The sequence below is a fragment of the Neolewinella agarilytica genome (genome assembly GCF_900110645.1).
Classification (GTDB): domain Bacteria; phylum Bacteroidota; class Bacteroidia; order Chitinophagales; family Saprospiraceae; genus Neolewinella; species Neolewinella agarilytica.
This window is the reverse complement of sequence record NZ_FOFB01000031.1, coordinates 1-23,372: the sequence shown is the minus strand read 5'-3', so window position 1 is coordinate 23,372 and position 23,372 is coordinate 1. Positions and strand designations below refer to the sequence as shown.

At 52.8% G+C, this 23,372-nt stretch carries 18 protein-coding genes; 7 read left to right on the top strand and 11 right to left on the bottom strand.

Annotation, left to right across the window (positions count from 1 at the left end; translation table 11 throughout):
* Window positions 1–49 precede the first annotated feature (49 nt).
* Together BM123_RS20680 and BM123_RS20675 are read left to right on the top strand one after the other, a co-directional pair.
* Window positions 50–994, top strand: a complete 945-nt coding sequence (locus BM123_RS20680; RefSeq protein ID WP_090172487.1) for an aspartate carbamoyltransferase catalytic subunit — start codon at window positions 50–52, stop codon at window positions 992–994.
* 75 nt (window positions 995–1,069) lie between these two features.
* Window positions 1,070–2,839, top strand: a complete 1,770-nt coding sequence (locus BM123_RS20675; protein ID WP_090172485.1) for a glycosyltransferase family protein — start codon at window positions 1,070–1,072, stop codon at window positions 2,837–2,839.
* Between the two features lie 61 nt (window positions 2,840–2,900).
* Here the strand turns inward: BM123_RS20675 and BM123_RS20670 are convergent, their stop codons facing one another.
* The 3 genes from BM123_RS20670 to BM123_RS20660 form a co-directional block, all read right to left on the bottom strand.
* On the bottom strand, window positions 2,901–4,052 hold the full coding sequence (locus BM123_RS20670; RefSeq protein WP_090172483.1) for a hypothetical protein: 1,152 nt from the start codon (window positions 4,050–4,052) through the stop codon (window positions 2,901–2,903).
* A gap of 77 nt (window positions 4,053–4,129) precedes the next feature.
* Window positions 4,130–4,513, bottom strand: coding sequence for a DUF3037 domain-containing protein (locus tag BM123_RS20665; RefSeq protein ID WP_090172481.1), 384 nt, complete (start codon window positions 4,511–4,513; stop codon window positions 4,130–4,132).
* Window positions 4,503–5,282 carry a HipA family kinase gene (locus tag BM123_RS20660; protein ID WP_090172479.1) on the bottom strand — a complete coding sequence of 260 codons (780 nt, stop codon included), beginning with the start codon at window positions 5,280–5,282 and terminating at the stop codon, window positions 4,503–4,505. The genes BM123_RS20665 and BM123_RS20660 overlap by 11 nt, the downstream gene beginning before the upstream one ends.
* 86 nt (window positions 5,283–5,368) lie before the next feature.
* On the opposite strand from BM123_RS20660, the gene BM123_RS20655 reads away from it, so the two are divergent.
* On the top strand, window positions 5,369–6,616 hold the full coding sequence (locus BM123_RS20655) for a 1-acyl-sn-glycerol-3-phosphate acyltransferase (RefSeq protein ID WP_090172477.1): 1,248 nt from the start codon (window positions 5,369–5,371) through the stop codon (window positions 6,614–6,616).
* Window positions 6,617–6,691: 75 nt separating this feature from the next.
* Window positions 6,692–7,231: a TPM domain-containing protein gene (locus BM123_RS20650; protein WP_090172475.1), complete on the top strand. Its 540-nt coding sequence runs from the start codon at window positions 6,692–6,694 to the stop codon at window positions 7,229–7,231.
* A 5-nt stretch (window positions 7,232–7,236) separates the two neighbouring features.
* Here BM123_RS20650 and BM123_RS20645 read toward each other — a convergent pair whose 3' ends face one another.
* Complete coding sequence (locus BM123_RS20645) at window positions 7,237–8,457, bottom strand: LysM peptidoglycan-binding domain-containing protein (RefSeq protein WP_175489493.1); 1,221 nt, start codon at window positions 8,455–8,457, stop codon at window positions 7,237–7,239.
* A gap of 252 nt (window positions 8,458–8,709) precedes the next feature.
* On the opposite strand from BM123_RS20645, the gene BM123_RS20640 reads away from it, so the two are divergent.
* The 3 genes from BM123_RS20640 to BM123_RS20630 all read left to right on the top strand — a co-directional run bounded on the left by BM123_RS20640 (window position 8,710) and on the right by BM123_RS20630 (window position 11,960).
* The gene (locus tag BM123_RS20640) at window positions 8,710–9,546 is read left to right on the top strand and encodes an aminotransferase class IV (protein WP_090172472.1); all 837 of its coding nucleotides are present in this window, start codon (window positions 8,710–8,712) and stop codon (window positions 9,544–9,546) included.
* Between the two features lie 146 nt (window positions 9,547–9,692).
* Window positions 9,693–10,064, top strand: coding sequence for a hypothetical protein (locus BM123_RS20635; RefSeq protein ID WP_090172469.1), 372 nt, complete (start codon window positions 9,693–9,695; stop codon window positions 10,062–10,064).
* A 3-nt stretch (window positions 10,065–10,067) separates the two neighbouring features.
* Window positions 10,068–11,960, top strand: a complete 1,893-nt coding sequence (locus BM123_RS20630) for a peptidoglycan-binding domain-containing protein (protein WP_090172467.1) — start codon at window positions 10,068–10,070, stop codon at window positions 11,958–11,960.
* 192 nt (window positions 11,961–12,152) lie between these two features.
* On the opposite strand, the gene BM123_RS20625 is transcribed toward BM123_RS20630, so the two are convergent.
* The 7 genes from BM123_RS20625 to BM123_RS24305 form a co-directional block, all read right to left on the bottom strand.
* Window positions 12,153–12,458, bottom strand: a complete 306-nt coding sequence (locus BM123_RS20625; protein ID WP_090172464.1) for a response regulator transcription factor — start codon at window positions 12,456–12,458, stop codon at window positions 12,153–12,155.
* A gap of 212 nt (window positions 12,459–12,670) precedes the next feature.
* Complete coding sequence (locus BM123_RS20620; RefSeq protein ID WP_090172462.1) at window positions 12,671–13,420, bottom strand: LytR/AlgR family response regulator transcription factor; 750 nt, start codon at window positions 13,418–13,420, stop codon at window positions 12,671–12,673.
* Window positions 13,401–16,298: a sensor histidine kinase gene (locus BM123_RS20615; RefSeq protein WP_175489492.1), complete on the bottom strand. Its 2,898-nt coding sequence runs from the start codon at window positions 16,296–16,298 to the stop codon at window positions 13,401–13,403. The genes BM123_RS20620 and BM123_RS20615 overlap by 20 nt, the downstream gene beginning before the upstream one ends.
* A 748-nt stretch (window positions 16,299–17,046) precedes the next feature.
* Entirely contained in the window at window positions 17,047–18,960 is a 1,914-nt protein-coding gene (dnaK, locus tag BM123_RS20610; RefSeq protein WP_090172459.1) for a molecular chaperone DnaK, read from the bottom strand.
* Window positions 18,961–19,428: 468 nt separating this feature from the next.
* The gene (locus tag BM123_RS20605) at window positions 19,429–20,436 is read right to left on the bottom strand and encodes a DUF4249 family protein (RefSeq protein WP_090172457.1); all 1,008 of its coding nucleotides are present in this window, start codon (window positions 20,434–20,436) and stop codon (window positions 19,429–19,431) included.
* A 404-nt stretch (window positions 20,437–20,840) separates the two neighbouring features.
* On the bottom strand, window positions 20,841–22,664 hold the full coding sequence (uvrC, locus tag BM123_RS20600) for an excinuclease ABC subunit UvrC (protein WP_090172455.1): 1,824 nt from the start codon (window positions 22,662–22,664) through the stop codon (window positions 20,841–20,843).
* A gap of 108 nt (window positions 22,665–22,772) precedes the next feature.
* Window positions 22,773–23,372: hypothetical protein (locus BM123_RS24305; protein WP_175489491.1), on the bottom strand; the 600-nt coding region annotated here is incomplete at its 5' end.

Here is a 23,372-nt window from a genome sequence, read left to right as displayed (position 1 = left end):
CAACTCGACCTACCGTCTACTCAACCACAGACTACCGACTATCTACCCCATGGCCTCTGATCAGCAACTCTCCACCAAACACGTTCTCGGCATCAAGTACCTCACCGCCGCTGACGTGGAGTTAATTCTGGACACGGCGCTGCAATTCAAGGAAGTCATTAACCGCCCCATTAAGAAAGTCCCCAGTTTACGGGACACTACGGTGGCCAACCTCTTCTTCGAAAACTCTACCCGTACGCGCATCAGTTTTGAATTGGCGGAGAAGCGCTTGAGCGCTGACACGGTAAACTTCAGTGCTGCCAGTTCGTCGGTCAAAAAAGGAGAAACCCTGCTCGATACCGTCAATAATATTCTGGCGATGAAGGTCGACATGGTCGTCATGCGTCACCCCGCCCCGGGCGCTCATCACTTCCTGGCCAGTAAGATTGACGCCAGTATCGTTAATGCCGGCGACGGCACCCACGAGCACCCCACCCAGGCACTATTGGATGCCTACAGTATGCGGGATGCCCTGGGCGGAGACCTGCGGGGAAAGAAAATCTGCATCTTTGGAGACATTACACATTCGCGGGTGGCGCTCTCCAATGTCTTCTGCCTGCAAAAGCTTGGAGCAAAGGTTCGGGTGTGCGGGCCTCCAACCCTGATTCCCAAGCACATGCGAAGCCTGGGCGTTGAAGTAAGTTACAACGTAGATGAAAGCCTCGCCTGGTGCGATGTAGCTAACGTGCTTCGCATTCAACTGGAACGACAGGATACCAAATTCATCCCTTCCCTGCGGGAATACAACCGTCATTTTGGTATTACCCGGGAGCGGGTAGACCGGTTGGACAAGCCCGTTGTCATCATGCACCCCGGCCCCATTAACCGTGGTGTGGAGATTGATACCGCCGTAGCGGATTCTGAGCATAGCATCATCCTTGAACAGGTGGAAAATGGCGTGGCGGTGCGAATGGCGGTGCTGTATTTGTTGGCGGCTCGGCGGAAGGAAGGGTGAGGATATGCGATAAGCGATATTTGATATTTGATATGCGATTTAAACGCGCACCGAATCCGTCTTAAAACCATAAAAATGTTTGCGCCATTAAAGGAAAGTCGGGTGGTTCTTTACCTGGTCTTCGCGTCCATGGCCATAACATCTTTGGTGCAAAACGATGTTTTTCAAGGCAAGGCCGACATTGTCAAATGGGACGGCTATGGCTACTACGCCTATTTGCCGGCCATCTTCGTTTATGGCGACGTGGAGACTTACGCTTTCGCCGAAGATCACTTTGACAATTACGAGATCAGCAACGAGATTTACCAGCTGATGGAAGTCGACAACGGCAGCCGTTTCCCGATCTACAATATCGGCATGGCGGTGGTCTGGACGCCGGGCTTTCTGCTGGCGCATGGTCTGGTAAAGGCGACGGGCATTGCGCCGGCGGATGGGATGTCTTTCCCTTACCAGTTTTCGTTGGTCATCACCTCTCTGTTGGTGATCTTTCTGGGCTTCTTTTATCTGCGACGATTTCTTCTGCGCTTTTACACCGACCAGGTGGTTGCCCTTGTGCTCTTCGGGATCGGTCTGGCGACCAACCTTTTCTACTATACCACGGAGGGGCCGGACGTCACGCATATGTACCTCTTTACGGGCTACGCCCTATTCTTGTATGCTTTCGGCCGCCTGGTCGATTCCGACGAATCTGCACGGGGCAAGTGGATCATCCGCTGTGGTTTACTGGCGGGCCTGATGTGTCTTATCCGGAGTTCAGAGATTGTTCTTTTTGCCATTCCTGCTTTCTACGGGTTAAAGAACCGGACGACGCTGCAACGCAACTTCTGGCGTACCCTTCCCATTTTCGGCATTGCGCTGGCGGTTTTCAGCCTTCAGCTAATCTACTACAAAACAGGTACGGGCAGCTGGTTTCAGGACGGCTACGCGGGGCTGAGTTTTGACTGGCTTTTGCCTCATCTCTACGAAGGTTTTATTGGATACCGGCGGGGTTGGTTGGTATACACTCCTTTGATGGCCTTTGCCCTGGCCGGGGTTTTCTGGCTGCCAAAAGCCTGGCGATTACCATTCGTCATCTTCCTGATCGGCAACAGTTATATCCTCTTCAGTTGGCATATCTGGTGGTATGGCAACACTTTCGGCAGCCGGCCGGTGGTGCAGAGCTATGCGCTTTTGGCCTTTCCGCTGGCGGCTTTAGTGGCGTGGGTTTTGGGCGCGGACGCAGGTGCAGGGCAAGGTAGAAGAAGCAAAGCAAAGTGGCCCAAGTACCTGGTAACGGGGCTGGTGCTGGCCTTCACCACCCTCAACCTCTTCCAGCACTGGCAATACAACCAGCGGATTCTTCCGCTCGACTTTGTCAACAAAACCTACTACTGGCAAGTCTTCGGCAAAACGAAACTCGACCGCAAGGACTATGTCTACCGGGACACGGATGAGAAACTCCCCAAAGGCTCCTTCAGGGCTACTCCCCTACTCTCTTTGGACACACTCCTGTCCATCCCCCCCAAGTCTGGCCGCGAGTTCACCAACCTGCTGGAATACCGGGCCGCCCATGATGCGGAGGCGGAGACCTGGCTGAGGGCGGACCTTAGCTTCTCCTACTTCGGGGAGACTTACGATAAGTGGAAATTCCCCTCCATTGTTACCGAACACCGTCGCGGCGACGAGATGCTCAAGTGGATACAAGTCAAAATCCCCCCAACGATGGATACACCTGAGCGGGATAGTCTGACCTTCAGCATCAGCCTTCCGGGGCTTCAGCAAGGCGACATCGTTAAGCAATACCTCTGGAACTTGAGCCGGGATAGCATGGTGGTGCGGAGGTATGAGGCGGAGATGTTGCGGTAGTTCTTGGCCGTTGATCAGGAATCGGGACGCTCGAAGGTCCTTACAGGACGCTTCGAGGTCCCTACATGCCCGATCGCCGGCTTATCGCCGTAGGCAGCAGCATACCTAACCCGGCGGTACCGTATAAAAACGGCACAGCCAGCAAGAAGTAAGACAGATCCACCTTACTTCCGAAAAATGCCTCCTCGAAGCCAGAAGTCAACACGTGGAAGATCGCGTACAGGAGGATACACAAAAACAGCACCCAGCCAGCGGCCAGCGGTACGTCTTCTGATCGTTTGATTAGCAGAGCCGACGCTGCGGCTAATCCGAAAAAGCCCGGGATAAACCAGGCAGGTAGCAGGAAAGACGACTGCACGAGGAAGGGATTCATTTCCCGGAAGGATTCCGGCCAGATAAGTACGAAGGGAAGGAAGGACAAGCCAAAAGCGACCAAAGCCACACTTCCAAAAGCGACCATTCGTCCAAAGGGCATTTCCTTCAACTTCAGACTGGCTAAAAAATAGCTTACGTAAGCCAACGCGAATACGGAGCGGGTAGACAGCAATAAGCCGATCACGATCGCCTGTAGCATAAGGTTAGTTCCCCACGCCTTATCCTGCCGCCTGCGGAAATACTCCAGCGCAAACATCACCAATACCGAATAGGTGAAAATATTACTCCGCACCGCAATCTCCCAAAACATGAAAACACTGGTCAATAGTAGCGGAACCAGCCTCTTTGCCTTTGCCGGAGTCCGGTACAATCCAAAAAGGAGCAACAAATAGCCCACGGCCGCCAGTGTGTCCAGCGCACCCAGCGCGTAGAAAGGCCAGGCGATGACAAAGTATACAGGCATCGGCCCCGGCGGGTTCCCCATATGCGACTCAGCGAAGTAAGGGTATTTTCCTTCCGCGGCTGCCTCCCAAAAAGAGGAGATAACACTCCAACGGTCTACATTCAGGCTTTCCAATGGGATGACCCAGGCGGCAAGCGCGGCAAAGACCAGCAGCAGTAGTCCGGCAGCAATCACTATCCGGCCTGTCCACTTATCACTGACGCTTATGCTGTCAGAAAGCAAGACCCAGCCCACCTGTACGGCCACCAGTAAAGCGGCTGCCACTACTGCCCGATCCGTCGCCCGGCTACCATACTTCCAGACGAAGAGGAAGTTGATGAACAGGATGGGGCCTAAGGCCAGCCAGGAGTTAATCTTTTCTTGTTGGGCTATCATTTCATGGTTTTGGGTCGTCGCACCTCCCGGGCGCGACAAAACTTCTGCACGCAGAGCGTGCAGCCACCCGGGGGCGCTCACCCCAGATAAAAGTCAAACAAGCGCTCCAATTCTGCTGCCGGATCATCCGTCAGGCCGGGGTGAACGGCGGAGCACTGAATGACGGTACTCCGCGAAGCCGTCAGCCAGCGGAAGCGGCCGGCGTGATCCAGCTCACCAATGCGCCCGCCGGAGGGGCCGTCGGCACATATTTCATCCCAGCCCTTCAGGTAGGCGGCAATTTCGTCGGGGTCTGCCTCGGGATGAAAAGCGCGGATGCGCGCTTCATCGACCCGATACTTCACCCCGAGGTAGCGTAGCCTTTTGGAAAAGACAATGACGCCCAGATTGAGGAATTCCTCCCGCTCGACCTGCGGCAGGTAGCGGAGAACGGCATATTCGTAGACCTGCTTATCGGGCATCTTCAGCTTCTTTGCGGAGGGCCTCCAGGTTAGCGATTCGGGTGTTGAGGTAAGTCTTGTAAACGGCCCGTTTTTCTGCCGGAGAAACGGGGTTACCTTCTTCCGTGAGAAAATCATCCGGAACAAGATCCACCACGGCGGAGACGAAGTCGGGCGTCAGCGCCTCTTTGATGACGGCAGCGGCTTCGGTGAGTTGGCTGGCTTTGGCCAGCAGGACGTGATCCTTGATCATCGGGAAGGTCCGCGCGGCACTGGCCTCCCAACCATTCCAGCTGTGGTGGAAGTAGAGGGCGGCACCGTGGTCGATCAGCCAGAGTTCTTTCTTCCAGTTCAGCAGATTGGTATTCCGGTGAGTCCGGTCGATGTTGGTAATAATGCTATCGAGCAACACCACCTTCGAGGCTTCGAGGGGCTCCGCGACGGAGACCAGCGGATCATAAGTGATGGCGCCGGACAAATAATGGAGTCCGAGGTTCAGACCGACGCTGAACCGTAACAGATCCTGAATTTCCTCGTCGGGTTCTGTTTGGGCGAAGGAATTATCCAGTTCCATAAACACCAACTCCGGCACCCGCAGCCCGATGGCGCGGGCCAGCTCTCCGCAGATGAGCTCTGCTACCAGGGCCTTGGTGCCCTGGCCTGCTCCCCGGAACTTGAGGACGTAGGGGAAGTCGTCGTCGGCCTCTACGATGGCGGGCAGCGAGCCGCCCTCCCGCAGCGGGGTCACGTAGCGGGTGACGTTGACGGTTCTGATGTCGGGTGTTTTCATGGGGTGAAGGTACGGCGGAGGAAAGGTTTCATTTTTACGCCGACTGAAGTCGGCGCTACAAAACCAAGCCCCTATCTTCGCCCCCAATGATCTACAATCTTGTCCGTCCCGTCGCCCGCTACATCCTCCGGTACTATTTCCGGAACATCGACCTTACGGGACTGGAGAACATTCCGAAGAACGCCGCCGTCATTCTGGCGGCCAACCACCCGACGGCCTTCATCGAGCCCTGCATACTGGCCTGTTTTCAGCCCCGGACCCTGTGGTTTCTGGCCCGGGGCAACCTCTTCAAAAACCGGGCCGCTACGGCGCTGCTCAACGCCGTAAACATCCTGCCCATTTACCGCCGTCAGGACGGAGACTATGAAAAGCTGAAAGACAACTTCAACACCTTCGCCGAGTGCTATCGGGCCCTGAGCCGGCATCGGGCCATCATGATTCTCTCCGAAGGGCGAACGATCCACGAGAAAGCCCTGCGCCGCATCCGTAAGGGAACGGCGCGCATTGCCCTGGGAGCCCTGCAAAACGACTCAACGTTGAAGGAAGTGTACATCGTTCCCATCGGTTGCAACTATACCCACGCCCACCGGGTACGGAGCCAGGTGATGGTACGTTGCGGGGAGCCGATTTCTGTTTCCGCTTACATGGACGAATACCGACGCAGCGAAGCCTCTGCTATTAAAAACCTTACTGAGCACCTGCGTGCGCGCCTGAGCTCCCTCGTGGTGCAGTTCCCTGAACACGATCGGGCGGGTATTGGGGAAAGTCGGCTCGAACTGGATCGGGTCCGCCACAACACCCAAAACATCTACGGCATTACGCACGACGGGCAGCAGCTGGACCGCGAGCTGGCCCTCGCCGCCAGTACCCCGGCGGAAGCCCCCGAGCTGACCCGCTACTTTAACCGCTTGCAGCATAATGATCTGGGGCCTTCCGCAGGCTCAGCAGAGGGCGCGGTCGCAGGTGCAGTGAAAGGGACAAAAAAGCAAAGGGCGACCTGGTTCCGGGCTGCGTTCGGACTTCTCCTGCAGCTCCCCCACCTCCCCCTCTGGCTCATCGGCGAATATATCGCCGATAACAAAGTCAATCACGTCGAATTCTACAGCCCCGTCCGCTTTGCCGCTCTGGCCATCGGCACCTTCGTACTTGTTCCTCTGGGGTTATTTTTTCTGCCCTGGCCGCTAAAAATCTGGCTGGTCCTCGCCCTTTTGTCCGTCAACTGGTCCATCCGGCAGTGGGAGACGCTGGCCCGGCAGCGGCAAAGCCGCCGCTGGCGGCGACTGGTGGATCAGGAGCGGGAATGGTTGAAAGAAAAACAAGAAGTATCGGCCTGAGTCAAAACGCCTTCTAAATTGCCTGAGTTGCAGCCCCCTTTTGTCAACAACTGTATTCTCTACCTACAACTTGCTATGTACACGCTTAGATGCTCCCTGGTCTGCCTGCTCCTCAGCAGCTTCGCCTGCCTTTCGGCCCAGACCGAATCTCAATACATTAAAGCCCTGGCAGCCCACCTTGAGGCCAATCAGGAAGTATCTGTAACCGGAGGACGAGTGGATCTCGAAACGACCACTCATGCCATCGAAGTTGAGCGTGCGCAAAAATGGAAGAACAGCATCGGCCAGGCACTTTGGTATGGTATGCAGCTCAACAAAAAGCCAGGAATCGTCTTGCTGATCGAATCCCCGGCACAACGTAAATATGCGATCCAGTTGGGTTCCGCGCTGGAACACTCCGGATTGAACAACAGCATCACGGTATGGCTTTGGCCAGACGACTTCCCCGGGGTTCATCCCGCAACAAACACTCAGCCAGTAACGGGAAGAGGGGAGTTCTGGCTTAACCTGAATGGCAACAAGCGGCACACAAGTAGCTGCCGTTGGTACAAAAACACGACAAAAGGAAGACTATGTACCGCAGATGAAGGAGTACCTGCGGGTTGCTGTCATTGAAACCCTCACTTCCCAAACACCTGCACAAAGCAATCCTGATAGCCCTTTACCGAACCGAAATAATGTGCGACCATGTAGCGCCATTCTTTGCCGAGCAAGGTATTCCGGTGGCCGGCAACGTCACTCCCTTCATCGATCAGCAGACGGATAATGGCCTGACGGGCATCCGCGCCAACGCCCAGGTTTTCGTTACCAATGATTCTGCCCTCCTCATCTCTTTCTGTGCTGAGTTTTACCTCCCGGCAGTCTGCTGCCGTCCGCTCATGTGGTTCTAATCGACCAATTCCCTGGTGCGAAAAGCGGTTATTCTTAAGCAAATAAGCACCATGTTTTTGGGCTGACCAATACAAACATTCATTACTAACCAGGAGGGGTAATGCCGGCGTATTTTTCAGGCGATCCATCACGCTTTTGACGTCACGGGGATTGACCTTATACTTATTCATTTTGTCCTTCCGGCGGCTCTTTACATAGTCTTTTACAAACTTTGAATAGCGCCGGGGGTCAGACCTCATCAGGTTGACTTCGGCCAAGAGTGCCGACTCCTGCAAGCTCATTTCCGTGCGAAAAGATTCCTCTGCTGGTTTCTTCGCAGCTGCGGCTGACGAAGCAGGCGTAGCGGAAACCTCCGGCTTTTCCTTCATTATTATTCCTCCACCCTTAGCGGTCTGCCCTTCCGCTGGCGCGGGCTTAACTTCCCGAACGACCATTTCCGGAACGGCTACTCTTTCGGGGCTGGTGTTTTCCCATGATTTACGGATGACGGAGCCTGCCTGGATGATGGCCCCGGAAGGAATATCGTTCATCGTCCGAAGCTCTTCCAGGCTTAGCCCGTAAATATCTGCGATATTTAGCAATGATTCGCCTGGCATTACTTTATGAAAAACGCCTTGCTGAAAGCCTTCCTTATCAGCTACTTCCTCCTTCGAAGCCGGGCTATCCTCCTCCTGAGTATTATCAACAACCCATTCTGAGGAGACGATCAGCCTCTTACAGTCAGGAATCTTTTGTCCCTTTTGCAGTTTGTTCCATTGTAAGATTTTTTCCTGGCTAATCCCATATCGTTCTGCCAGGTCTTCCAGGCGATCATCGGCCTGAAAAACATGGATTCCCTCTTTTTGAAATGGCGGGCATTGTGCCTGAAGATCAGGCCCGCCAAAGGAAAGAAGAACCGTTAAAAAAAGGAATACAGTGTTTGTCGTGTAGCGTTGTGTATTGGAAAGCATTCTAAAAAAGTTGGCAGCAAAACGCCTAAGTATCCAAACCTGAACTCTTAGGCAAATGGCAAAAAATGGAATAAAAAGTGTCAAAGCGTGTATTTGCCTTTCCATAAAAAGGTTACCCTAAAATAGGGCTGCTTTCGTGTAAGGACTAAAAAACCGATCTCAAATCGCTAAATGCCGGCAGAAACAGGTAGTATCACCTGCATCAATTGACTACTTTAGCGAGATTATTATCCACCCCGATCAACACTTAGCATGCTCCCCATCGTCTACCTCAACGGCCAATATGTACCTAAAGAAGAAGCCGCACTAAACGTCGCTGACCTCGCTATTCTCCGAGGGTTTGGCATCTTTGATTACTTCCGCTATACACAAGGACGGCCACGTTTTATTGAAGATCATCTTGATCGTTTTCTGCGTAGCGCTAAACTGCTATCGTTGGATATGCCTGCCGACCGCGAAGCGCTGCGCGAGGCCGTTCACCAGTTGATTCAGCGTAATGGTGGTGGTGATGGTGGCATTCGTTTTGTACTCACCGGCGGCTACGCGCCGGATGGCTACACCCCCACCCGGCCCAATTTAGTGGGTATGGCCGACCCTTTTCAAGGGCCACCACCAGAGCAGTATGAAACCGGTATTCGCGTTATCCTGCATCGGTATGAGCGGGAGCTCCCGGAAGTCAAAACAATCAACTACCTGGAAGGGATCCGTATTCAACCGATGATCCGCCAGCGAGGCGCTCAATATGCCCTGTACGTAGACCGGGAAGAAAACATCCGGGAAAGTGACCGGTCTAACTTCCTGATCGTACGGGATGGGAAACTCGTCACCCCAACAGACAATATCCTCCACGGCATCACTCGTCTTCATTTGATAAAGCTGGCCGCCGAGCTGGATATTCCGGTAGAGGAACGCACGGTTAGTGTTGCCGAATTCATGAACGCCGAAGAGGCGATCATCTGTAGCTCAGTCAAAGGGGCGATGCCGATTACCTATGCTGACGACATCGCCATCGGCGATGGGAAACCTGGCCCAATCACCCGAAAGTTAATGCAAGCCTGGCCGGAGTATGCAGCACGGCATGAAGGGTGAGCAGGAAATAGGGCTAAAGTATAGGGTGTTCAGTCAGTGATTCCGGAGGAATCACAATGGCTACCCGGTTGAACACCTTACGTTTGAGGCATCCTACCCCAATCTAATTACATTACACTTATCTTTAGCAAAACATTTCCTTACCCATGTCTTTTATCTCTGACCTCGTCACCCTCGACGTTATCACCATCACCGGCCAACTTAAAGTTAGAAAGGACGTCTCCTCCGGAAACGCAAATGATGACAGCCTGGAGGGTCGGCAAATCATTGATTTCAATACGCTATTCAGCCGCAGTGACGGAAAGCTGGAAATTGACGGCGACATGCGCGTCGTCGCCGCCACACACATAGAAATAGATAAAGACACCTTCACTTTTGTGGCGGATAACCTTTCTGAAAACGACCGGGAACTACTGCACATGCATGTTGACGCCGTCAATGCTGCTTCCACAGCCCGTGCAGAGATCATTGCCCGGCTGAAGCCCAACTTCAGACGGGTTGAAGGAGGGAACGAATAAGGGATGCCCTCTTCAACTGTTTCTAACTTCGTCGCCTCTTGCCGGAGCTTTTCCGATGGTGATGCTTCTGCAACAGATATTGCCCACCTACGCCAGGTAACTGAGCAGGAAATGCCGGAACATTACCGAATGCCCTTTCCGGAACGGGAATTGGTAAGGGCGCCAGACGAAAAACAAAAAGCCAGACATCTGCGTGGTCTCTGGCATGAGCTGGCCCAGCATTTGACGGACTTGCGCTATCTCTCCGAGGCAGATTTCATCGCTTACCACCAGCATAAGCACGACATCCTGGACAAACCCAGTCTGCTGCTGCCACTCGTTGATGCCGTAAGCCGGTACGTAGCGGAAGAAGAAGACTGGCCGGAGCTGGCAGCCATGTTGCCAGCGGGTACGCAGGTGGATCATTATTGGGTGAGTAAGCACCTCGGTGCAATTACCGACCGCATTGGTCTATACACCAGCTGGGATGGGGGTTTACCGCTAAAACCAGGTTTCCGTGCCGGAGGAGCAGGCTGCCACGGTCGCTCACTCGCCTACCGCGCCAGAACGCTTTCATCAGACGAGTTCAGGTTTTCGGGTGAAGATGATGTCTTCGCAGCAACGGATTCCCCCACCCTGGCGAAACTCTTCCGGGAGGGACTGGGGCTGGAAACGACCTTTTCCGCCGAAGGGGCCATTAGCCTGGAGCATTGGGCCCAGCTGACGGATGTTGACCTCCTCATCGCTTCTTATCGCCAACACACGAAGAATCGGGAAGAAAGTGCCGTCTTGTACCAACTTCGGAATATAGATGAAGCCCCCGCTGCCCCTGACGAACTCATCTTCGCGACCCGGGACAAACCAAAATTAGAACCTACTCTCTACGATCAGCCGACCGCGAATAAAATGCTGCGGCAAGCCCGCCGGCAGAAAAACGCCCGTCCCGAAGGTTTGGACGTCCGCCTATTACAGATCAAGCTCTGGCAGGCCAGTTATTACCGTGGCAAGATCGACGGCCGCTGGGGAAAAATCAGTCACCAGGCCCTGATTACCCTGTTGAATGATGAGGCGGATCGGCTCGCAGAAGACGCGGGGAAGCTACGGCGGGCGGGGCAGCGCAATAAGGCCCTGAAACAATCTCGCCGGGTACGCACCTACCTCATGCCCGCTAACCGGGAAGAAAAAGTTTATGTCGTCAATTTCCGGGGCATCATCCGACACTTTGATTGGGGCGTAAGCCAGGATGATCCGGCAGCGCTGAGCAACCTGTATACTAACGACGATGCCCTGAAGGACATCCACCGGCAAGCGGGCATTTCTGTTGATAAGTTTGACGAAAAAATTCTCTCCGAAGACGGTATTAGCACTCTCTACCCTGACAATGTCACCCATCCGGAACGACGGGTTTACTATCCCCGTGTGCCTTTACTCGCCCGCATCAGGTTGGGCTTCAAAAAGATTTTCCGCTGGCTGAAGAGCAAGCTCAACAAGGTCAAGGAGAAGATCACCGAACTACTCGGCCCCGTCTTTGACTTTGTCAAAACCCTCCTACGCCCGATTCGGAGTGCTGTCCAGCGCTTTTTTTCCGGTTTTAAATATCTGGCGAATTTCGTTTTTGGCAAGCCGCTGATTACAGAAGTTGCCCCGGCTACGGCCGAGGCTCCAGCCAGGCTCTTTGCCACCAAATTTGAGCTGGACTTCGACTCCGTCAACTTCGCTCCGGACACCTTTCTTGAGGGAGAAGCCCTGCAGCACAGTAGCCACATAAAGCGGATGCAGCAGAACATGGCCTACTTCATCGACTCCGTCATCTGGATCATCAAGGCCATTGGTAAATTATCTCAGCCAGGGGGCTGGGTCTGGCTGGGTTGGCAGATTGTGCGGGCGGTGGTGCCAATCTCGAAGGTGGTAGTGTAAATAACCACGGAGACTGCCTTTACAGACAGTCCCCGGGCTAAGTAACAAGGTTTCAGATGTTGTGAATTAATGGGAATAGAGTGTTTCAAGGGAAAACAGACTAACGGCTGCTCAAAAATCAGATACATTCTTTTGGTGAGCAATACGCTAAAGAGCGTATTCTATACGACTGCCTGAATATGGCAATTCTCTTTAAACCAAATCAAAGGCCTGCGCCCACCGCATCGCCTCCACCACCGAGCTAATCCCCAGCGTCCGCCAGATATTATTACGGTGGGTCCGGACGGTGTGAACGGAGATAAAGAGCAAACGCGCTATGTCTTCGTTTTTGAAGTCGCGGCAGATGAGGGAGAGGATTTCTTTTTCTCGCCTGGAGAGTTGGCTAAACCGGCCCTGGTTCTGCCGGGCGAATTGCTGCAAGCGTTCCAGCCGCTCGAGGGTACGAGGGGAAAGTTGGAGGTGATCCGCCGCAAGGGAAATGTCTGTTGGGTTGTTCATAGCAATTTCTGGAGTAGATCGCCAGTGACAAAGCTCCGCCACTGCACCATACGACGGGTTCAGCGGGAAGCACCAAATAATCTGGCGCTGTTCACAAGTAATGTTTAACTGAATACGATATAAAAGTATCGCCGGGCGCCATGCTGTGGGGCGGCATCCCGCAAACGCCCCCTCTCCTCCCGAGAAAAGGTCATATTATCCCGTGGACCTTTCTATAGCTGTTCTAGCCGATGCCGTACTTCCTGCGCCGTCTGGCTACTGACGGGAATGATTTCCCCATCGGACATCACTAGATTGGGGCCGGAGCTAATCTGCCGGACCTCCTTCAGGTTGACCAAAAAAGACCGATTCACCTGCATAAACTCTGGGTAGGATTCAAATTGCTCGACAAACCGTTTAAGTCTGCCGGATTTATGGATTGGCTTTCCGCCTTTCCAATAAAGAGAAACGACATCGTTGGCACTGCAGAAATAAAGAATGTCCTTGACGGGGACGAAGTAAAACCCATCACTATTCGACACAGAATACATGGTGGGCAGGTCACCCGAGCGGAAGTTCTTACCGGCTTCCTCAATATCATCCGTTCGTTCCTGGGGATTACGCAGGCGAAACTGCTGCCTTGCCCGATCCAGTGCTTCTTTAAGGTAAGAAGCACGCAACGGCTTGTCGATATATATCAGGGCCTGAAAGTCCAGTGCAGCCCTGCCGTATTGACCGTGGCCCGAGATAAATACGATCATGTAATCCGACGCATGGAGCAAATCCAGCAGGTCGAAGCCCGTTCCATCCGGCAGCTCAATGTCCAGAAACAGCAGGTCTGGTTTTTGTTCCTGAATTACCCGTACACCATCCTTTACGGTCGTCGCGGTTCCCACCAGGTCTACTTCTGCGTTCAAGTGTTCCAACAGGCTGGCCAAAAGGCTATGCATGTTCTCATCATCATCAACTGCGACTGCTCTCATGTTGCCGGGGATAGGTCAACGGCAAATATAATAAGACTAAGGTTCCTCGTGGACTTCCGTCGGGATGCTTCAGGTCTTTGATTTCGTAGCGGTACTTTTTGGGCGCGGACGCGGGTGCAGAGGAGGTTGAAGAAGCAGTGGCATAAACCGCATTCAGCTGGTCCATGCGCTTATTGGTAATTCCCAGTGCCTTCGAGGCATGCTTCCCGGTTCTCCCACCCTGCATCCTGCGTCCGCGCCCGTCGTCTTCTACCTCCACCAGCAACAATTCTTGTTCTTCGTCCATCTTAAATCGCAGGGTGATCAATCCTCCCTGCGGCAAGCCACCAATCCCATGCTTTATGGAATTCTCAATAAAGGGCTGCACGATCATCGTCGGCAGATAGTAAGAGAAGGTATCCAGTTCGGGGTCTTCTTCGATGTGAAAGCGCAGTTTATCCCCCATCCGCATCTGCTCCGCCTCCATGTAGTCACGCAGCAGGTCAATGGCTTGATCCAGCCGCGTCAGCGGCTGCGTCGACCGGTTCAGGATGTCCCGGATCACATCGGCAAACTTCATCAGGTATTCGTGCGCCTCCAGCTTCCGCCCCGTCATAATGAACGAATTGATCGAATTGAGACTGTTGAAAATGAAATGCGGGTTCATCTGCAGGCGGAGGACGGAGGTTTCTGTTTCGGCGGCAAGTGCTTCTGCTTGCGCCGTGCGAAGTTGTTCTTTTTCAATTTCTCGTATATTCCGCAAGCGATACCAATTAACGCCCCAGCCGGCAGCAGCGACCAATAATGCGTACAGGGTATAAGCCCACCAGGTTCGATACCATGGAGGAAGGATGATTATGGTTAGACTTCTTGGCCCTGACCATTGATTATCGGAGTTAGTAGCGTAAATGTTAATCTTGTATTCGCCTTCCCGCAGGTCAGTCAGAATAGCAAACGGTTGGTCAGTTACCGGACGCTCCGTATTGTTTTCACTTCCCAATACCTCAAACCGGTACTGACAGTTTGCGGGGTCAGAGAAGTCGAATGCCGAAACGTGCAGCTCTATTGAATTCTTATTATAGGGTAACCGAAGGTGTTCGATAAACGCCACATTACTCACCTTGTTGGGACTGTAGTCAGTGGCGACCTCGGATTCATAGTTAATTAGAATATCGGTGATGGTTGGTCGAGGGGGCGGTGCTGTGGAAATAAATGATCGTTGAGTCAATACGTCTACTCCATTTTTACCGCCAAAGAAAATGGTTTGTTGCAAAGTGTCCGTTAACACGGAGCGCAGGGTGAATTCGTTTCCTTGCAAGCCATCGGACAGTTGAAGTTTTTGCCGGATTCCCGTTGATGACTGGTAGCTTTCCAATCCAGTCGTCAGGGACATCACCAGCCTGTCATCGAGTATATCCATGGCATGAACTACGGGTTGGTCCGTCCCGTCAAATACGGAGCTCAGGGTATATCTTCGGGCACCACTGCGCGTGATTTGAAACAGGCCCGCGTGGGTACCGATCCAGTATTTATCTCCTGCCTCATCAGCAACGATTGCAGTTACGTAGGGTAAACCCAAGAATACCGTATCGACCCGGAAGACAGCATCTGCCCCGATGAGCTTACCTACGAAAAAACTGTCCCGGAGCGTGGTGACCAGCAGGTCATTCCCGGTCCCTCCCAATATCCTTGGGCGAATACACGACGTCGGATCCTTGAAGCAATGTGTACGATCAGCGCTGATTCTAAGCAGTGACTCCCGATTGGTGGCAACCAGTAGCTCTCCATTCGGTAGTTCCTTCAGGTCGTTATACCCCGGGTAGACCATCCCGTCGTAGGGCAAAGCATACTGTCTGAAAGTTTTTTCTCCGGGGGGTAAATGAAGCAACATCTTGAGGGTGCCGAGCCAGACAGTGCCTGATCTATCCACCAGGAATGACTTAACCTGCTCCAGTTCCTGCCCCGAGATATCTAATGCATACTGCGTAGTGTCCCGGTCAGTAATGTGCGTGACCATTTTCGGGCCAGCCAGCCACATATCCCCACCCTCCCCCAGGGCAAAGCGGACGATATTCTGGTTGTCCCCGTGCGCCCGTATACGCAGCGTGCTGGTCTTATCCATACCGATGTTTGCATAGTACACGCCGTCATCCTTGACGGACACCCAGAGGGTCTCGTCCTCATTTAGGTACATTCGAACAATGCTCGGTGTAAACGGCTGCAGGTTTCCTCCCAGATTAGTCATAAAAGGGCCTTCTGAGCGGTTCGCTACGGGGTTATAACGGTAAATCCCTTCAGTAGCCGTGCCGAGAATAAGATTTCCCTCCCGGTCAACACAGATGCTTTCCAGGTACCCAAACGAACGGCCGTTATTGGTTATCTCATCGGACCATTGTCCGGTAATTGTGTTCAGTTTATATAGCCCGTTACGAGTGGCTACCCATATCAAAGAGTCGCTGAAGTAATAAGCATCCCTGATACCTCGCTCCTTTGGCCCGTTAAACTCCAGGGGCTCCCGCAAAAGTCCATCCACTGAGTAGTATCGGATTTCTAATCGGGGCGAACCGAAGAAGTTCCTTAATAATATATACTCGCCCTTCCCGGTAATCTGCATTCGGTCCCGCACACCTACATGAATTGTGTCGAGCAGGCTCTGACGGCCAGGCGGCGTTACATCAAGAAAAAATAAATGCCGGTTACCACTGGTAAATACACGGTCATTTTGACTGTCCACGTAGCACCACCAGTAGGTATTGGTTGCCTTCTCACCGTCGGGCAAGTCAAACTGGAAGTGTTCAAATATATCTTGTTTTTGCCAGTAGCGCGTCAGGGCTACATCATTGGTAAACCACATGCCACCGCCGCTGACCTCACCAAAAGCACTTTGTGAGGCCTGCAAATTAAGTAGTGAGCCTGACTGGGTCGTATCGGGTCGGTATTGTTTCACACGATATCCGTCAAAGCGATTTAACCCGACAAGCGAAGAGATCCAGGCAAACCCTACGGAGTCCTGAAAGACATGATAGTTGTACTGCGATGAACTTAACCCATCAGAACTGCCCAGATGATGAAAAGAATAAACGGGCGAAGAAACTTGAGCCACTATAAATTGAGATGACAAAGTCAACAACAAAAACGTTATTACCAATTGTTGAATTACAGGTTTTCGATGCTTTGTCGTTGCTTTTTTCATACCTCAGTTTATGTGTCCAGTTTCATTCACGAGGGGAGTAAGGCGCTATGTTTTAACAGAAACTGAGGGGAAGGCATGTAAAAGAAATCTCCTCCTACGAACTTGCTCAGGCTAGGTGAGTAGAATGTTTTTTTTTCATCCTTTCCTCCATATGTCGTTGACATGGAGCCCTTGAGATCACTATTGTAGGAACTGTCACAAGGGAATAGTGGCATAGTATCAGTAAGGTTTAAGTGCTTACAAACGAGTTGAGTTCAAGTGCAAAGTGTATTGCTAATATATACTTAAGAATCTCGTCACAAAAACTATCATTACTGATTTTGAGCGAATTAATGGGTAAAGCCATAGTTATTACGCCATCAAGCGTATTCTTAAAACCAGAAAACCCGCCAACCCTCATACGAGGATCAGCGGGCTTTCCCGTTTTAATCAGTTAGTCTAAGCAGACCGGGAATTACTTCCCATCCACCTCTTCGAACTCAACGTCCTCCACATCAGCGGCGGAGTCTCCTGAAGAAGCGTCGGCGCCTCCGGCGTCGGCAGTGGCTTCGGGGCCACCCTCACCCTGCTGGGCCTGGTAGATGTCCTGGCTGGCAGCGTTCCACGCTGCCGTCAATACTTCGGTCGCGGCATCAATCTTCTCGATGTCTTCGGCTTTGTGCGCTTCGCGAAGGTCATTGAGGCCGGCTTCGATGGCGGACTTCTTGTCTTCGGGCAGTTTCTCGCCGAATTCCTTGAGTTGCTTCTCCGTCTGGAAGACCAGCTGATCAGCACCGTTGATCTTTTCAACGCGCTCGCGGGACTTAGCGTCCTCGTCAGCGTTAGCTTCCGCTTCAGCCTTCATGCGGGCGATATCGTCGGAACTAAGACCGGTACCGGCCTCAATCTTGATCGTCTGCTCCTTACCGGTGCCTTTGTCTTTTGCGGAGACTTCCAGCAGACCGTCAGCGTTCAGGTTGAAGGTAACCTCGATTTGAGGCACACCGCGTGGCGCGGGTGGAATGTCTCCGAGTACGAAACGCCCGATGGGACGGTTGTCCTTACTCATGGAGCGCTCACCCTGCAGTACGTGGATTTCAACGCTGGGTTGGTTGTCCGTAGCGGTAGAGTATACTTTAGACTTCTTGGCGGGGATCGTCGTGTTGGCTTCGATCACCTTGTCCATCATACCACCCATAACTTCGATACCGAGGCTGAGGGGAGTAACGTCCAGCAGCAGTACGTCCTGTACGTCGCCGGAAAGAACACCACCCTGAATGGCGGCACCAACGGCCACTACTTCATCGGGGTTTACGCCCTTGTTAGGCTTCTTGCCGAAGAACTCTTCGACCGCCTGCTGGATACGTGGGATACGGGTGGAACCACCTACGAGAATTACCTCGTCGATTTCGTCTTTGTCCAATCCGGCATCTTTCAGGGCCTCTCTACAGGGAGCGAGCGTACGCTGCACCAATTCATCGGCGAGTTGCTCGAACTTGGCACGGCTGATTTTTACTACAAGGTGCTTAGGCACACCATCAACGGCCGTGATGTAAGGAAGGTTAACTTCCGTTTCCTGGCTGGAGGAGAGTTCAATTTTAGCTTTCTCAGCGGCTTCTTTCAGGCGCTGCAGAGCCATGGGATCCTTGGTGAGATCAATATTTTCCTGGCTCTTGAATTCGTTGGCAAGAAAATCAATCAATACCCGGTCGAAATCATCACCACCGAGGTGGGTATCACCGTTGGTTGATTTAACTTCAAAGACACCGTCACCGAGGTCAAGAATAGAAATATCGAAAGTACCACCACCGAGGTCATACACGGCGATCGTCATGTCCTTACTGCGCTTATCCAGGCCGTAGGCCAAAGCAGCCGCGGTAGGCTCGTTAATAATCCGGCGCACTTTAAGCCCGGCGACTTCGCCGGCTTCCTTGGTAGCCTGACGCTGAGAGTCATTGAAATAAGCAGGAACCGTTACTACGGCTTCCGTTACTTCCGTGCCCAGGAAGTCTTCGGCCGTCTTCTTCATCTTCTGAAGAATCATGGCAGAAATTTCCTGTGGGGTGTATTGACGGCCGTCAATGTCGACTTTAGCCAGTCCGTTGTCTCCCTTCACTACCTGATATGCAGCGCGGCCAACATCGTTTTTAGCTTCGTCATAGCGCATCCCCATAAATCGCTTAATGGAGGCTACAGTACGCGTTGGGTTAGTGATGGCCTGGCGTTTGGCTGGCTCACCGATTTTACGCTCGCCGCCGTCCAGAAACGCTACGATAGAAGGCGTGGTATTGCGGCCTTCTTCGTTATAGATCACGGTGGGCTCGTTGCCCTCCATCACCGCCACGCAAGAGTTGGTTGTACCGAGGTCGATACCTATAATCTTACTCATGTGTCAGTATATTTTAATGGTTGTAAGTTGTAATTGTCAACTCACATAAGCAATTGGTATGCCAGAACAACTGAAGGCCGGCCGGATGTCTTTTGGTCAGTCGTTACGTGAAAGTGGCACAATTGGTGTCAGTCGGATCGGTAAAAAAAGACAAAATGTCAGTTTGGAGTATTGGCGTTCATACCGGTGTCGCCAGCCAGGCATTTATGCCAAGCGTAACCCTTCACCTTAGAATGTTCGGTTTACAGGCCTAAGGGCACGGCGTTTTGGGGCTGGCCTTACTACGGCTGAAGCCGCAGCCTGCGCTACGAAGCTCTGCGAGCTAGGAGAACAGAAACTGTTGCAAAGGGTTACAGCAATACAGAACACCCTACCCTTTACTTCCTTTGCTCTTTGAAAGCCTTCCCTTGCACCTGCGGCCGCGCCAAAAAAAGCTGGCAACTGGAAAACTGATCTTAAAATTACCAGCTACAGAAAGCCTAGATCTCTGGTATAACTACCGTTAACAAGGCTGTCCCGGCTGTTGTTGTCAAAGTCAACACCGGTCTTTAGCGTTGTCGTGTTACTGGTAACCATCCCGATTCCGCCGCTCAGGTTGGTGTACCGCGGCAGACTTTGCGAGCTGGTGATACCGGAATTGGCATTTTCAAGATTTCGGCGATCGAGAACTTCCTGCCCGGCAGCGGAAATGCGTACATCGAAGTCGACGAAGCGGCGAACGATATCGTCATCACGTTCCAGATTTGCCCCCAAAAAGGAGTAGAACCCTTCGGGATCAACCTCAAAGCGCACCAGGTTTCCACTCTCCTGATCGCCAGAAGGCACGTAAGCATTGGATAAAACCCACTCCAGGGAAATATCCCGGTTGCGCGAAGCGTCTGACGGGAACAGTTCCCGGATATTAAAGATGATCCGCACATCATAAACCCTTGCGTTATCACCTTTCGTCCAGCTCATCACTAATGGCCGGCGGTAATCGTCTACCCGAACCGTTTCGGCGGGTCGGTTAATCTCAATTTCGCGAAGCAGCACCGTTTCCGCAACGGCATCTTCCTGGCCGGGGCGCTGGATGGAAAGCATCACCTCGTTACCTGCGCTAAGCCGCAGTTCACTATCCCGGAAGGTGTACAGGATGTTGGGGCTTTCAGCAAAAACGCCGTCCTCCCGATCAAGACCAAATTGTTCTGCATTTACGCGCTCCAGCTCGATGTCTTCCAGCGTTGTCTTGTTCTGCAGAATAACGGTGGCTTCATTATCTCCGTAGTATATGGAGTCCGCAATACCCGCATTAGCGTTTGCATTTCCACCAGACTCCAGAAAGGCTTTCTCCACCCGTATGAAGTGACGGTCATCATCAGCGTTCAGAAAGCCGTAGGCTACCGGAATGTCCTGATAATCCCCTTCCAGGCTGAAGTCATCACGACAGGAAAGGAGAGCAATCGTCAGTAAAATAAAAGCAGAAATTCGAAGCAGCATACTGGTGGTATATTTTGAAGGCACAAAGATAAATGGCTATCCGTAGGAAAGCTGGTCTAATTACAGAATTGGTGGTTGGAGGACGAAATGGGGCAGGTTGCAGGTTGCGGGTTGCAGGTTACGGGTTGCAGGTTGCGGGTTGCAGGTTGCAGGTTGGCAACAAGGTGCACCTTTCCTGACCGTTCCGTTAATCCAGTAGGCTTTTAGCCCGAATCAGGAGCTGCAAACACCGTCGGCGCGGGGGGCACTGAGCTTACTGCACGTTCAATTCAGCTTGTTACGCTCACTCAGCATTTGCATCTCGGGTAGGAAGACAAGGTTTTTGGCGATTGGGGAGTCTCTCCTCCTGCTCCTCCGGAAAAGTAAGCCATCGACTATTGCATAGCCACAAGGCTATTGTGGATTCAGTCCTCCCCTTTCAGGTTATCCTTCTGCCGGTAAAAGTCCTGAATTTTCTTCGCTACACTCAGGTTGGTTACCTCAGCAATTTCAGAGGCCAGGGCATTCTTCACCTTTTTGGGGCTGCCGAAGTGTGCCATTAACTTTTGCACCGTCTTATCTCCAATACCGGGAATGGTGTGCAGCTCGGTACCGACCATACCCAGGCTCCGCTTGTTGCGGTGATGACGCAAACTAAAACGGTGAGCTTCATCCCGGCACTGCTGAATGAGTTTCAGCGACTCCGATTTCTTGTTGATGTGGAGAGGAACGGCATCGTCAGGGAAGTAAATTTCTTCCAGACGCTTGGCGATGCCCACCACCACCATCTTACCACGCAACCCCAGCTGATCGATGCTCTCCATGGCATGGCTGAGCTGACCCTTACCTCCGTCAATAATGACGAGCTGTGGCAGGGGCTCATTCTCGTCCCGCAGCCGGCGGTAGCGCCGGAAGACAACCTCCGTCATGCTGGCAAAGTCATCCGGCCCAACGACCGTTTTGATGTTGTAATGGCGGTAGTCCTTCTTGCTGGGCTTGGCGTTCTTAAAAACGACACAGGCGCTGGCGGGGTTGGTTCCCTGAATATTGGAATTATCGAAACATTCGATGTGCATGGGCAGCTCGTCCATCTGCAGGTCAGACTGCAGCGTCCGCAAAATGCGCTCGGCGGGCGTCTGCCGGTTGGCGTTGTTGATCCGCTGTTTTTTGCGTTGGAGCAGCATGTATTTGGCGTTCTTGACGCTGAGGTCGAGCAGCTTTCGCTTGTCACCGATTTTAGGCACAACGATTTCCGCATCCACGCCTGCCAGGGCAATTTCCTCGTCGAGAATAATTTCGCCGGCAATACTGTTGAAGCGGTCACGCAATTCCGGGATAGCGTAAGTCAGCAGGCTCTCGGCATCATCGTCGAGGTTCATCGTGATCTCCTGCGTATGGGTATGGATGATGGCTCCGTTGACGATCTTCATGTAATTCAGGAACGCCTCCTTTTCCGCAATGGCGAGACCAAAAACGTCAACATCCCGAATGGTAGTCGATACGATCTGCGACTTACTCTGGTAATTCTGAAAAGCCGTTAGCTTCTCTTTAATCTGTTGGGCACGCTCGAATTCCATGTTGGCGGCCAGTCGCTCCATCTCTCCCTGGAAGTGACGCTTCACCTCTGCAAAATTTCCCTTCAGGATGTTTTTCACCTGAGCGATCTTCTCATCGTAGTGCTCTACGGCCTCCTCTCCGACGCAGGGGCCTTCGCAGTTTTTGATGTGGTATTCAAGGCAGACCTTGTATTTCCCGGCCTCAATATCTGCCTGATTCAGGTTCAGGTTACAAGTCCGTAACGGGAAGAGTTGTTTGATGAGGTCGAGGATGATCTTCAGTCGGCCTTTACTGGTAAAGGGACCGAAGTAATAGCTTCCGTCCCGGCGGACCTGCCGGGTGATGAATACCCGGGGGAAACGCTCTTTTTTGATGCAGATGTAACTGTAGTTCTTATCGTCCTTCAGGTTAATGTTATAGCGCGGCTGATTGGTTTTAATCAGGGCGTTTTCCAGTAGTAGCGCATCGGCTTCCGTTTCGACAATGGTAAACTCAATTCGCGCAGCGTTTTTAACCATTACGCGGGTACGGTTCAGCCGGCCTTTCCGTTCGCCAAAGTAACTGGCCACGCGGTTTCGCAAAACCTTTGCCTTTCCAACGTAGATGATCGTGTCGTCAGCGGTAATGAAGCGGTACACCCCGGGTTGTTTCGGGATGGTATCGGCAATTTTCTTAAAGTCGTCGGTGGTCATTGACAAGGAAACACATTTACCAACAAATCGTTGGGTGGAAATCCGGGCTTTTTTTGGGCGCGGCCGCGGGTGCAGTGTTTCTTAGTAAAGCAGTGAACCCACCCATCATTATCTGTTCCAGGGAAAGGTTCCGCAACCTACGTTTAGTACTTCAAGAATGCGGACATCTATTACGGCAGGACAAACGCCCGGCGGAGTGGCTGAAGTGAGTTGTAAAGTAACCGTCCCCGTAAAGTTTGCTTCAGGTGAATAAGAAACGGATGCCGGATCGCTTGTCAACCCGGTATTACTCAGAGTACCACCGCCGGAAATAATACTCCAGGAGGCAAGGCTTACGCTCCCGCCAACCGATGCTCCTGTAAGCGGCACAACGAACGGACTACTGTTCTGACAGACAGTTTCCGGGCCACCGGCTTCCACCGTCGCCGCCTCGTCGACCGTAATCGTGCGGGTAGCCGTTACGGCAGGGCAGGCCCCCATGGGATCATTCGTCGTCAGCAGCAGTTCCACCGTACCGCTGAAGTTTGCTGCCGGAGTGTAAGTCACCGCCTGAGGAGTAGCCGTCTGTGCCGTGCTGCTCAGGGTGCCGCCGCCGGAGACAATGCTCCAGGCTGCCGTGCTCGCACCGCCGCCAATGCTGGCGCCACTCAGCGTGAGTGCTTGCGGGCTGTCTGTCTGACAAAGGTTGTCCGGGCCGCCGGCCTCGAC